The following is a 10,696-nucleotide window of genomic DNA, read 5'->3' as shown; positions in this document are numbered from 1 at the left end:
GTAGTGTGGGGTTTCCCCATGTGAGAGTAGGTCATCGTCAAGATTAAATTCCGAAACCCCTATCTGCGTATGCAGGTAGGGGTTTTGTTTTTGTCCGCGGGAAAGTCACGGCTACTGGATTTCTATGCAATCGCTCGGTGCGTGGCTATCATGCGGGCCTCATTGTGAGGCGAGACCTGCATGCTGACGTTGTTAAAGCTTCTTAAAGATGGCCGATTCCATTCGGGTCAAGCATTGGGTGCTGCCCTGGGCGTCAGCCGTAGTGCTGTGTGGAAGCAGCTTCAGCATTTGGAAGCTGAGCTGGGTTTGTCTATTCATAAGGTTCGTGGGCGCGGCTATCAATTGTCCGCGCCATTGGCGCTGCTCGATCCTGCCGAGATAAGCGCTCAGGCGCTTTCTTGCAACTGGCCCGTCCGGGTTTACGATTCAATCGACTCCACTAATGCCGAAGCGCTGCGCGCTATTGAGCGTGGGCAAGCGGCGCCGTTTGTGGTGCTTTCGGAGCGGCAGACAACCGGGCGTGGGCGACGTGGTCGCAAGTGGGTTAGTCCATTCGCAGAAAACGTCTATTACAGCCTGGTGCTACGCATTGATGGTGGGATGCGTCAGTTGGAGGGCTTGAGTCTCGTCGTTGGGCTCGCTGTCTTGCAGACGTTGCGTGAACTCGGTATTGCAGCCGCTGGATTGAAATGGCCTAACGATGTCCTTGTAGGTCAGAAAAAAATCGCGGGGATACTGCTCGAGTTGGTTGGTGATCCTGCAGATGTGTGTCACGTGGTCCTGGGAGTGGGAATCAATGTGAACATGCAGTCCGCTGACGAAGTGGACCAGCAATGGACATCCCTGCGGCTCGAGTCAGGCAAATTGTTTGATCGCAACCAATTGGTCGCGGTGTTGGGGGAGATGCTGCAGCGATACCTGGCTCGTCACCAGGCGGGTGGTTTTTTGGCCATCCAGTCGGAGTGGGAGCAAAATCATCTGTGGCAGGGGCGAAGCGTGTCGTTGATTGCCGGTGTCAATCAAATTGATGGTGAGGTACTTGGTATCGATGGCCAAGGCGCCTTGCGCCTGAAGGTGGATGGTGTGGAGAAAGTCTTCAGTGGTGGTGAGTTGAGCCTGAGGTTGCGTGATGATTCTTGAGCTCGATTGTGGGAATAGTTTCATCAAGTGGCGTGTGCTTGCCGTTGATGCCGGGCATGTGCTTGGTGAGGGAGTCGTCGATTCCAATCTCGCATTGCTGGAGGGGTTGGGGGGGCTCAAAGGGCTTACCCTCACGTTTTGCCGGCTGGTGAGCGTCAGGACCGCGGAGGAAACCGCTGCGCTTACGTCTTTGCTCAGGGATACCTTTGATGTGCCGGTTGTGTGCGCAACGCCAGCGCGCGAAATGTCAGGTGTGCGCAATGGGTATGAGGAGTTTGAGCGGCTGGGTCTGGACCGGTGGCTTGCAATGCTCGGAGGCTTTCATCTGGCTTCGGGTGCGTGCCTGGTGCTCGACTTTGGTACGGCGGTGACTGCTGACTTTATTGCGGCGGATGGAGAGCACCTGGGTGGTTTCATCTGTCCGGGGATGCCGTTGATGCGAAACCAATTGCGCACCCACACTCGCAAAATTCGTTATGGGGATCTGGCGGCCGAGCAGGCTCTGGAAAGTCTTGTCCCGGGGCGCGCGACTGTCGAGGCTGTAGAGCGTGGCTGTCTGTTGATGTTGCGCGGCTTCGTAATGACTCAGCTCGAGTTGGCGCGCAGCTATTGGGGTGAGGACTTTGTCGTATTCCTCACCGGGGGGGATGCGAGCCTGGTTACTGAGGCCGTGCCTCAGGCCAGGGTTGTTCCGGACTTGGTGTTTGTCGGATTGGCCATGGCCTGTCCCTTGTCCTGAGGTTTTTATGCGTTGGTTGTTTCTGCTGCTGCTTGTCCTCAATGGCTTCTACTACATCTGGCATCAACAAGAGGCTCCTCTGCGCGCGAAGGATGTCACGCCTTTGAGTCTGTATCGCGGGTCTCAACAAGATATCCGCTTGTTGAGCGAAGCAGGTGACGTCTCCAAGGATAAGGGTAAGGCTGTCTCGACAGACAATGGCTGCCTTTATCTGGGCGGCTATACGCGCCAGGAGGCCGCGCAGGCGGTTGAGCGTCGTTTGAGCGGGATGGAGGTCAAGTATCAGTCCCTGCCGAAAGCTGCGACCGAAGGGGCAGGGTATTGGGTGCGTATCGCGCCGGAAAGCCGGCGTTGGCTGGACGATTTGCAGCTGATAAACCTTTCTAAAGAATTCAATGAGTTAAAACATAAAATAATGCCGTGCGAGGGGGTTGCACCCATCGAATAGTTTGCATAGAATGGCGCCCGCTCCACAGCGAACACCGGAAACGGTTAACGGTGTGAAGCGAGGTCAACGCAGCTAAGCTCAGGTTTTTAATGAGAAAAATGCTTGACAGAAGGCTGGCATGATGTAGAATGCCGGCTCGCTTAGGAGGGGTTCCCGAGCGGCCAAAGGGATCAGACTGTAAATCTGACGTCTACGACTTCGAAGGTTCGAATCCTTCCCCCTCCACCATTTTTAGCGAGAGCTGTAAGCCTCGCGGGTATAGTTTAGTGGTAGAACCTCAGCCTTCCAAGCTGATGATGCGGGTTCGATTCCCGCTACCCGCTCCAAGTTTACAGGTTTTGCACAGTGTTACGCTCTTGTAGCTCAGTTGGTAGAGCACACCCTTGGTAAGGGTGAGGTCAGCGGTTCAAATCCGCTCAAGAGCTCCATATAACAAGGCAGATATGAAAATATCTGCCTTTGTTTTAGGTGGTAGTGGTTGCGCCTGATTGTGTTTCTGAAGGTTGCCGGTGTCGAGAATGCCGGTGTTGCAGCCAGGATTGCCTGGTAAGTGTTGTAAAGTCTTTTTCGGGTCGGCATAATGGTCGGCCTGATTTTGTTTTAGGTCAGTAGCTCAATTGGCAGAGCGACGGTCTCCAAAACCGTAGGTTGGGGGTTCGATTCCCTCCTGACCTGCCAGATTCACTCGGTGTGTCTGGCTTTCTTTTCACAGGATCTTCATAGATGACTCCTAAAGCTGAAGCTCAAGGCTCTCGTTTCGACCTCCTCAAGTGGCTTGTAGTAGTCGCTCTGGTGGTTGTTGGCGTTGTTGGCAATCAGTACTTTTCTGCTTCGCCGATCCTGTACCGCGTACTCGCATTGCTTGCTATTGCTGCTGTAGCTGCCTTTGTAGGCCTGCAGACGGTCAAGGGCAAGTCTTTCTTTGTACTGGTTAAGGAAGCGCGCACCGAAATTCGTAAAGTCGTTTGGCCAACTCGCCAAGAAACCACGCAGACCACGTTGATCGTTGTGGCTGTTGTCCTGGTTATGGCGTTGCTGTTGTGGGGGCTTGATTCCCTGCTCGGCTGGCTTGTTTCCTTGATCGTCGGCTAAGGGTGTCCCGTGGCTAAGCGTTGGTATGTTGTGCATGCTTACTCCGGTTACGAGAAGCATGTAATGCGCTCGCTGATCGAGCGCGTAAAGCTGGCCGGTATGGAAGATGGCTTCGGCGAGATTCTGGTTCCCACTGAAGAAGTGGTTGAAATGCGCAATGGCCAGAAGCGCAAAAGCGAACGCAAATTCTTCCCTGGCTATGTGCTGGTGCAGATGGATATGAACGAGGGTACTTGGCACTTGGTCAAGGATACTCCTCGGGTGATGGGTTTCATCGGCGGTACCGCTGATAAGCCTGCGCCAATCACCGATAAAGAAGCAGAAGCCATTCTGCGTCGCGTTGCCGATGGTAGCGACAAGCCGAAGCCGAAGACGTTGTTCGAGCCGGGTGAGTCGGTGCGCGTTAACGACGGTCCGTTTGCGGACTTTACCGGTGTTGTTGAAGAAGTTAACTACGAAAAGAGCCGGATTCAGGTCGCAGTGCTCATTTTCGGTCGCTCTACTCCGGTGGAGCTCGAGTTCAGCCAGGTCGAAAAGGTCTAGTTGAACAAAAATCCCAACCCCGCAGCCGTAGGCTGTGGGGTTTTGTCGTCACTGGGATAAACGCGCAAGTAACCGGGGAGCCTCTCGAGGCGTTCGAACCCGTAATTGGAGTGCCTCATGGCCAAGAAGATTACCGCTTACATCAAGCTGCAAGTGAAGGCCGCTCAGGCTAACCCAAGCCCACCTGTTGGTCCTGCTCTGGGTCAGCACGGCGTGAACATCATGGAATTCTGCAAGGCTTTCAACGCCCGTACTCAGGGTCTTGAGCCAGGTCTGCCGACTCCAGTGATCATCACTGTCTACAGCGACCGTAGCTTCACTTTCGAAACCAAATCCACCCCTGCTTCGGTTCTGCTGAAGAAGGCGGCCGGTCTGACCAGCGGTTCCGCTCGTCCGAACACCGTTAAGGTTGGCACCGTGACCCGTGCTCAGCTGGAAGAAATCGCGAAAACCAAAAACGCGGATCTGACTGCAGCTGATATGGAAGCAGCCGTGCGTACCATCGCCGGTTCTGCTCGTAGCATGGGCCTTAACGTGGAGGGTGTGTAATGGCTAAGCTGACCAAGCGTCAAAAGGCTATCGCCGGCAAAATCGAAGCAGGCAAGGCCTACAACTTTGTAGACGCTGCTGCCCTGCTGGCCGAGCTGTCGACTGTCAAGTTCAGCGAGTCGTTCGACGTAGCTGTAAACCTGGGTGTTGACCCGCGTAAATCCGACCAGGTCGTTCGTAGCGCTACTGTGCTGCCACACGGCACTGGCAAGACCGTTCGCGTTGCTGTGTTCACCCAGGGTCCAGCTGCTGAAGCCGCTCTGGCTGCCGGCGCTGACCGCGTAGGCATGGACGATCTGGCTGCCGAAATGAAAGGCGGCGACCTGAACTATGACGTAGTGATCGCATCCCCGGATGCAATGCGCGTTGTAGGTCAGTTGGGTCAGATCCTCGGTCCACGTGGTCTGATGCCTAACCCTAAAGTCGGCACCGTAACCCCAGACGTAGCTACCGCGGTTAAAAACGCCAAGGCTGGTCAGGTTCGTTATCGCACCGACAAAAACGGCATCATCCACACTTCCGTTGGCAAGATCGGCTTCGACGCCGTCAAGCTGAAGGAAAACGTTGAAGCCCTGATCGCTGATCTGAAGCGTATCAAGCCAGCTTCCTCGAAAGGCATTTACGTCAAGCGCGTTACCCTGAGCACCACTATGGGCCCAGGTCTGGTCATCGACCAAAGCTCGCTCGACGCGTAAGACACAGATTGGTGCAAGCGATTGCGCCAATTGAAAAATTGGGGTCCCTGCCTGGCGGGGGCTATCCAAGACCGTAGGCGACGCAAGTCTTAAACCACAAGCCTACGCAGATGGTGCTCCCGGTTCCTTACCGAATCAGACACCAAAACGACATCCGGTTTCGACCAGATGAAACGGTAACAAGCAGGAGTTAAACCCGTGGCAATTAAACTCGAAGACAAGAAGGCCATCGTCGCTGAAGTCAACGAGGCTGCCAAAGTCGCTCTGTCCGCTGTCGTGGCTGATGCCCGTGGCGTAACAGTAGGCGCGATGACCGGACTCCGTAAAGAGGCTCGTGAAGCTGGCGTTTACGTACGTGTTGTACGTAACACCCTGCTCAAGCGCGCTGTTGCTGACACTGAATTCAGTGTCCTCAACGACGTGTTCACTGGCCCTACCCTGATTGCGTTCTCCAAAGAACATCCAGGCGCTGCTGCCCGGATCTTCAAGGAATTCGCAAAGGGTCAGGACAAGTTCGAGATCAAGGCAGCTGCGTTCGAGGGCAAGTTCCTCGCAGCTAACCAAATCGACGTACTGGCAACTCTGCCGACCCGTGACGAAGCAATTTCTCAGCTGATGAGCGTGATTCAAGGCGCTACCAGCAAGTTGGCTCGTACTCTGGCGGCAATTCGCGACCAGAAAGAAGCTGCTGCAGCCTAAGGCTCGTCAACTTCTCGCGTTTTTTGTTTTTTTCGATGGTCGCGTAGGCCGTCCCCAATATCAGGAATTAGATTCATGTCTATCTCTCAGAACGATATCCTTGAAGCAGTTGGCAACATGTCCGTAATGGAAGTTGTTGAGCTGATCAAAGCTTTCGAAGAAAAATTCGGCGTTACCGCTGCTGCTGCATCGGCTGGTCCAGCTGTTGCTGCTGCCGTTGCTGAAGAGCAAACCGAATTCAACGTCATGCTGACCGAAGCTGGCGAGAAGAAAGTTAACGTGATCAAGGCTGTACGTGAACTGACCGGTCTGGGCTTGAAAGAAGCCAAGGCTGTAGTTGACGGCGCACCTGCCATGGTTCTGGAAGCTGTTGCCAAAGACGCAGCTGACAAAGCCAAAGCAGCTCTGGAAGAAGCAGGCGCTAAAGTCGAGCTGAAGTAAGCATCGACTTTGCTCCTCCAGCCCGAGCGTTAAGCGACAGGCTGATGGCTGGTGGCTCTTGCCACCGGCCTTTTTCCGTTATTGGCAGCCGACTGGGTCGGTGCTGATAACGTGCTGTAACCACCCGATGCGGTGGCGCAAACCATGGGGTTTGCACGATTTTCTGGCTGCTCCCGTCGGGAGGGGCCAAACAAGCAGGTGACCAAGCTGGGGAACGCTGATGGCTTACTCATATACTGAGAAAAAACGTATCCGCAAGGACTTTAGCAAGTTGCCGGACGTCATGGATGTGCCGTACCTCCTGGCCATCCAGCTGGATTCGTATCGTGAATTCTTGCAAGCGGGAGCGACTAAAGATCAGTTCCGCGACGTGGGCCTGCATGCGGCCTTCAAATCCGTTTTCCCGATCATCAGCTACTCCGGCAATGCTGCGCTGGAGTACGTCGGTTATCGCCTGGGCGAACCGGCATTTGATGTCAAAGAATGCGTATTGCGCGGTGTAACTTACGCCGTACCTTTGCGGGTAAAAGTGCGCCTGATCATTTTCGACAAAGAGTCGTCGAACAAAGCGATCAAGGACATCAAAGAGCAAGAAGTCTACATGGGTGAAATCCCCCTGATGACTGAGAACGGTACCTTCGTAATCAACGGTACCGAGCGTGTAATCGTTTCCCAGCTGCACCGTTCGCCAGGCGTGTTCTTCGACCACGACCGTGGCAAGACGCACAGCTCCGGCAAACTGCTGTACTCCGCGCGCATCATCCCTTACCGCGGTTCGTGGCTGGACTTCGAGTTCGACCCGAAAGACTGCGTATTCGTGCGTATCGACCGTCGTCGCAAGCTGCCTGCCTCGGTACTGCTGCGCGCGCTGGGCTATACCACTGAAGAAGTGCTGGACGCGTTCTATACCACCAACGTATTCCACGTGAAGGGCGAGACCCTGAGCCTGGAGCTGGTGCCTCAGCGCCTGCGCGGTGAAATCGCTGTCCTCGATATTCAGGATGACAAAGGCAAGGTTATTGTCGAGCAGGGTCGTCGTATCACCGCTCGCCACATCAACCAGCTGGAAAAAGCCGGGATCAAAGAGCTGGATGTGCCTCTGGACTACGTCCTGGGTCGTACAACCGCCAAGGTCATCGTGCACCCGGCAACCGGCGAAATCCTGGCAGAGTGCAACACCGAGCTGAACACCGAGATCCTGGCCAAAATCGCCAAGGCTCAGGTTGTTCGCATCGAAACTCTGTACACCAACGATATCGACTGCGGTCCGTTCGTCTCCGACACCCTGAAGATCGACTCCACCAGCAACCAACTGGAAGCGCTGGTCGAGATCTATCGCATGATGCGTCCTGGCGAGCCGCCAACCAAGGACGCTGCCGAGACCCTGTTCAACAACCTGTTCTTCAGCCCTGAGCGCTATGACCTGTCTGCGGTCGGCCGGATGAAGTTCAACCGTCGTATCGGTCGTACCGAGATCGAAGGTTCGGGCGTGCTGTGCAAGGAAGACATCGTCGCGGTACTGAAGACCCTGGTCGACATCCGTAACGGTAAAGGCATCGTCGATGACATCGACCACCTGGGTAACCGTCGTGTTCGCTGCGTAGGCGAAATGGCCGAGAACCAGTTCCGCGTTGGCCTGGTACGTGTTGAGCGTGCGGTCAAAGAGCGTCTGTCGATGGCTGAAAGCGAAGGCCTGATGCCGCAAGACCTGATCAACGCCAAGCCAGTGGCTGCGGCGGTGAAGGAGTTCTTCGGTTCCAGCCAGCTGTCCCAGTTCATGGACCAGAACAACCCGCTGTCCGAGATCACCCACAAGCGTCGTGTTTCTGCACTCGGCCCTGGCGGTCTGACTCGTGAGCGTGCCGGCTTTGAAGTGCGTGACGTACACCCGACTCACTACGGTCGTGTATGCCCGATTGAAACGCCGGAAGGTCCGAACATCGGTCTGATCAACTCCCTGGCCGCTTATGCGCGCACCAACCAGTACGGCTTCCTCGAGAGCCCGTACCGTGTGGTGAAAGATGCTCTGGTCACCGACGAGATCGTGTTCCTGTCCGCCATCGAAGAAGCCGATCACGTGATCGCTCAGGCCTCGGCCACGATGAACGACAAGAAAGTCCTGATCGACGAGCTGGTAGCTGTTCGTCACTTGAACGAATTCACCGTCAAGGCGCCGGAAGACGTCACCTTGATGGACGTATCGCCGAAGCAGGTAGTTTCGGTTGCTGCGTCGCTGATTCCGTTCCTCGAGCACGACGACGCCAACCGTGCGTTGATGGGTTCGAACATGCAGCGTCAAGCTGTACCAACCCTGCGCGCTGACAAGCCGCTGGTAGGTACCGGCATGGAGCGTAACGTAGCCCGTGACTCCGGCGTTTGCGTCGTGGCTCGTCGTGGCGGCGTGATCGACTCCGTCGACGCCAGCCGTATCGTGGTTCGTGTTGCCGATGACGAAGTTGAAACCGGTGAAGCCGGTGTCGACATCTACAACCTGACCAAGTACACCCGCTCCAACCAGAACACCTGCATCAACCAGCGTCCGCTGGTGCGTAAGGGTGATCGGGTTCAGCGTAGCGACATCATGGCCGACGGCCCGTCCACCGACATGGGTGAACTGGCACTGGGTCAGAACATGCGCATCGCGTTCATGGCATGGAACGGCTTCAACTTCGAAGACTCCATCTGCCTGTCCGAGCGTGTTGTTCAGGAAGACCGTTTCACCACGATCCACATCCAGGAACTGACCTGTGTGGCCCGTGACACCAAGCTTGGCCCAGAGGAAATCACTGCCGACATCCCGAACGTGGGTGAAGCGGCTCTGAACAAGCTGGACGAAGCCGGTATCGTTTACGTAGGTGCTGAAGTTGGCGCAGGCGACATCCTGGTCGGTAAGGTCACTCCGAAAGGCGAGACCCAGCTGACTCCGGAAGAAAAACTGCTGCGTGCGATCTTCGGTGAAAAAGCCAGCGACGTTAAAGACACCTCCCTGCGTGTACCTACCGGTACCAAAGGTACTGTCATCGACGTACAGGTCTTCACCCGCGACGGCGTTGAGCGTGATGCTCGTGCCCTGTCGATCGAGAAGTCCCAGCTGGACGAGATCCGCAAGGACCTGAACGAAGAGTTCCGCATCGTTGAAGGTGCTACTTTCGAACGTCTGCGCTCCGCTCTGGTCGGCCACAAAGCCGAAGGCGGCGCCGGTCTGAAGAAAGGCCAGGACATCACCGACGAAGTTCTCGACGGTCTTGAGCACGGCCAGTGGTTCAAACTGCGCATGGCTGAAGATGCTCTGAACGAGCAGCTCGAGAAGGCCCAGGCCTACATCGTTGATCGTCGCCGTCTGCTGGACGACAAGTTCGAAGACAAGAAGCGCAAACTGCAGCAGGGCGATGACCTGGCTCCAGGCGTGCTGAAAATCGTCAAGGTTTACCTGGCAATCCGTCGTCGCATCCAGCCGGGCGACAAGATGGCCGGTCGTCACGGTAACAAAGGTGTGGTCTCCGTGATCATGCCGGTTGAAGACATGCCGCACGATGCCAATGGCACCCCGGTTGACGTCGTCCTCAACCCGTTGGGCGTACCTTCGCGTATGAACGTCGGTCAGATCCTTGAAACCCACCTGGGCCTCGCGGCCAAAGGTCTGGGCGAGAAGATCAACCGCATGGTTGAAGAGCAGCGCAAGGTCGCCGAGCTTCGCAAGTTCCTGCACGAGATCTATAACGAGATCGGCGGTCGTCAGGAAAGCCTTGATGACTTCTCGGACCAGGAAATCCTGGATCTGGCTCAAAACCTGCGTGGCGGCGTTCCAATGGCCACTCCAGTGTTCGACGGTGCCAAGGAAAGCGAAATCAAGGCCATGCTGAAACTGGCGGACCTGCCAGAAAGCGGCCAGATGCAGCTGACCGACGGCCGTACCGGCAACAAGTTCGAGCGCCCGGTCACCGTTGGCTACATGTACATGCTGAAGCTGAACCACTTGGTAGACGACAAGATGCACGCTCGTTCTACCGGTTCGTACAGCCTGGTTACCCAGCAGCCGCTGGGTGGTAAGGCGCAGTTCGGTGGTCAGCGTTTCGGGGAGATGGAGGTCTGGGCACTGGAAGCATACGGTGCCGCTTACACTCTGCAAGAAATGCTCACAGTGAAGTCGGACGATGTGAACGGCCGTACCAAGATGTACAAGAACATCGTGGATGGCGATCACCGTATGGAGCCGGGCATGCCCGAGTCCTTCAACGTGTTGATCAAGGAAATTCGTTCCCTCGGCATCGATATCGATCTGGAAACCGAATAACACGTGACGCGAATCGAGAGCGGGGCAGGATTGCCCGCTCTCTGCTCCGCCAGGAG

General features: G+C 55.9%; 10 protein-coding genes and 4 tRNA genes. All 14 read left to right on the top strand.

The window, feature by feature from the left end:
- Positions 1-180 precede the first annotated feature (180 nt).
- On the top strand, positions 181-1,140 hold the full coding sequence (gene birA / locus ABIE16_RS25370) for a bifunctional biotin--[acetyl-CoA-carboxylase] ligase/biotin operon repressor BirA (protein WP_429522167.1): 960 nt from the start codon (positions 181-183) through the stop codon (positions 1,138-1,140).
- Complete coding sequence (locus ABIE16_RS25365; protein ID WP_090451703.1) at positions 1,130-1,879, top strand: pantothenate kinase; 750 nt, start codon at positions 1,130-1,132, stop codon at positions 1,877-1,879. Before birA ends, ABIE16_RS25365 begins: the two co-directional genes overlap by 11 nt.
- A 7-nt stretch (positions 1,880-1,886) precedes the next feature.
- Entirely contained in the window at positions 1,887-2,327 is a 441-nt protein-coding gene (locus tag ABIE16_RS25360; RefSeq protein WP_090451701.1) for a hypothetical protein, read from the top strand.
- A gap of 143 nt (positions 2,328-2,470) precedes the next feature.
- A tRNA-Tyr gene (locus tag ABIE16_RS25355) sits at positions 2,471-2,555 on the top strand.
- A gap of 24 nt (positions 2,556-2,579) precedes the next feature.
- Positions 2,580-2,653: transfer RNA gene (locus ABIE16_RS25350), tRNA-Gly, on the top strand.
- Between the two features lie 26 nt (positions 2,654-2,679).
- Positions 2,680-2,755 (top strand) — tRNA-Thr (locus ABIE16_RS25345).
- Positions 2,756-2,929: 174 nt separating this feature from the next.
- Positions 2,930-3,005, top strand: a tRNA-Trp gene (locus ABIE16_RS25340).
- 45 nt (positions 3,006-3,050) lie between these two features.
- Entirely contained in the window at positions 3,051-3,419 is a 369-nt protein-coding gene (secE, locus tag ABIE16_RS25335; RefSeq protein WP_007984402.1) for a preprotein translocase subunit SecE, read from the top strand.
- A 9-nt stretch (positions 3,420-3,428) separates the two neighbouring features.
- Positions 3,429-3,962, top strand: a complete 534-nt coding sequence (gene nusG / locus ABIE16_RS25330; protein ID WP_007984405.1) for a transcription termination/antitermination protein NusG — start codon at positions 3,429-3,431, stop codon at positions 3,960-3,962.
- 117 nt (positions 3,963-4,079) lie between these two features.
- On the top strand, positions 4,080-4,511 hold the full coding sequence (rplK, locus tag ABIE16_RS25325; RefSeq protein ID WP_007933726.1) for a 50S ribosomal protein L11: 432 nt from the start codon (positions 4,080-4,082) through the stop codon (positions 4,509-4,511).
- A complete protein-coding gene (rplA, locus tag ABIE16_RS25320; RefSeq protein ID WP_003186095.1) occupies positions 4,511-5,206 on the top strand; it encodes a 50S ribosomal protein L1 in 696 nt (231 codons plus the stop codon). Before rplK ends, rplA begins: the two co-directional genes overlap by 1 nt.
- 198 nt (positions 5,207-5,404) lie before the next feature.
- The gene (gene rplJ / locus ABIE16_RS25315; RefSeq protein ID WP_007970413.1) at positions 5,405-5,905 is read left to right on the top strand and encodes a 50S ribosomal protein L10; all 501 of its coding nucleotides are present in this window, start codon (positions 5,405-5,407) and stop codon (positions 5,903-5,905) included.
- 75 nt (positions 5,906-5,980) lie between these two features.
- Positions 5,981-6,346, top strand: a complete 366-nt coding sequence (rplL, locus tag ABIE16_RS25310) for a 50S ribosomal protein L7/L12 (RefSeq protein ID WP_007970414.1) — start codon at positions 5,981-5,983, stop codon at positions 6,344-6,346.
- Positions 6,347-6,566: 220 nt separating this feature from the next.
- Positions 6,567-10,640, top strand: coding sequence for a DNA-directed RNA polymerase subunit beta (rpoB, locus tag ABIE16_RS25305; RefSeq protein WP_007984407.1), 4,074 nt, complete (start codon positions 6,567-6,569; stop codon positions 10,638-10,640).
- The last annotated feature ends 56 nt before the right edge of the window (positions 10,641-10,696 follow it).

The sequence above is a fragment of the Pseudomonas sp. 2725 genome (assembly GCF_050434585.1).
In the GTDB taxonomy this organism is placed as follows: Bacteria; Pseudomonadota; Gammaproteobacteria; order Pseudomonadales; family Pseudomonadaceae; genus Aquipseudomonas; species Aquipseudomonas jessenii.
This window is presented reverse-complemented; position numbering and strand designations above follow the sequence as displayed.

Bases quoted from the DNA above. Each gene is read 5' to 3' on its own strand.
- birA (WP_429522167.1), top strand. From the start codon at position 181: ATGCTGACGTTGTTAAAGCTTCTTAAAGATGGCCGATTCCATTCGGGT.
- ABIE16_RS25365 (WP_090451703.1), top strand. From the start codon at position 1,130: ATGATTCTTGAGCTCGATTGTGGGAATAGTTTCATCAAGTGGCGTGTG.
- ABIE16_RS25360 (WP_090451701.1), top strand. From the start codon at position 1,887: ATGCGTTGGTTGTTTCTGCTGCTGCTTGTCCTCAATGGCTTCTACTAC.
- secE (WP_007984402.1), top strand. From the start codon at position 3,051: ATGACTCCTAAAGCTGAAGCTCAAGGCTCTCGTTTCGACCTCCTCAAG.
- rplK (WP_007933726.1), top strand. From the start codon at position 4,080: ATGGCCAAGAAGATTACCGCTTACATCAAGCTGCAAGTGAAGGCCGCT.
- rplA (WP_003186095.1), top strand. From the start codon at position 4,511: ATGGCTAAGCTGACCAAGCGTCAAAAGGCTATCGCCGGCAAAATCGAA.
- rplL (WP_007970414.1), top strand. From the start codon at position 5,981: ATGTCTATCTCTCAGAACGATATCCTTGAAGCAGTTGGCAACATGTCC.
- rpoB (WP_007984407.1), top strand. From the start codon at position 6,567: ATGGCTTACTCATATACTGAGAAAAAACGTATCCGCAAGGACTTTAGC.